At 45.8% G+C, this 810-nt stretch carries 2 protein-coding genes; both read left to right on the plus strand.

Going from position 1 to position 810, the window contains the following annotated elements; translation table 11 throughout:
- Window positions 1-363, plus strand: a 363-nt coding sequence (locus ASC50_RS08695; protein WP_193391178.1) for a rod shape-determining protein, incomplete at its 5' end; no start/stop codon positions are given.
- A gap of 16 nt (window positions 364-379) precedes the next feature.
- The coding region (locus tag ASC50_RS02065; protein ID WP_158648289.1) for an exodeoxyribonuclease VII large subunit at window positions 380-810 on the plus strand (431 nt) is incomplete at its 3' end.

An 810-nucleotide genomic window follows, 5' to 3' on the forward strand; every position in this document is an offset into this window, starting at 1 on the left:
GCATTGGAAATCTGTGCCAATATTGTCCACCAAATTAAACATTCAGGCTACGAATCAGAAATAAAAGACATCGGCATTGTCCTCACCGGCGGCGGTGCGCAACTCAAAAATTTCGACAAACTGTTGATACAGGAATCCGGACTGCCGGTTCAGTTCGCACCACTAAACGACCATTCGCAGGCTTGTGTGCAGGGTTTATTGCTTTCCGGCAAAGATAATTGCGCTAAAGATACCCCCTGCGCCAATAAAATACATGGTTTGTATGTCGTTCAAACTTTTCATTGTTCTTACAAATCTCAAATAGGGTGGCAAAGGTACAAAAAAAATTGTACCTTTGCCACAAATTCTGATGTAGATACATAAATATTTATTGTAATTGATGGAATATATTACTCTCTCCCAATTCAACGAGTCCGTCAGCAAGATGCTCAAACAGGCTTTCCCTGCTACCTATTGGGTGATGGCGGAAACGAGCGATGTGCGCCACAATGCCAATGGGCACTGTTATTTGGAGTTTATCGAGAAAAAAGACAACGCGATTATTGCCAAGGCGCGTGGCTATATTTGGGCGAATACGTTTAATACATTGAAGCCTTATTTTGAGGCGCAAACGGGGCAGGCGTTTACGTCCGGACTGAAAGTGCTGGTGCGCGTGTCGGTGGATATGCACCCGCTATATGGCTATGGATTAAGCGTTTGCGAGATAGACCCAAGTTACACGCTGGGCGATATGCAGCAACGCCGCCGACAAATCATCGCCCAACTGCAGCAGGAAGGGATTTTGACGCTCAACAAGGAACTTCCGCCTCG

The sequence above is a fragment of the Candidatus Symbiothrix dinenymphae genome (assembly GCF_001431085.1).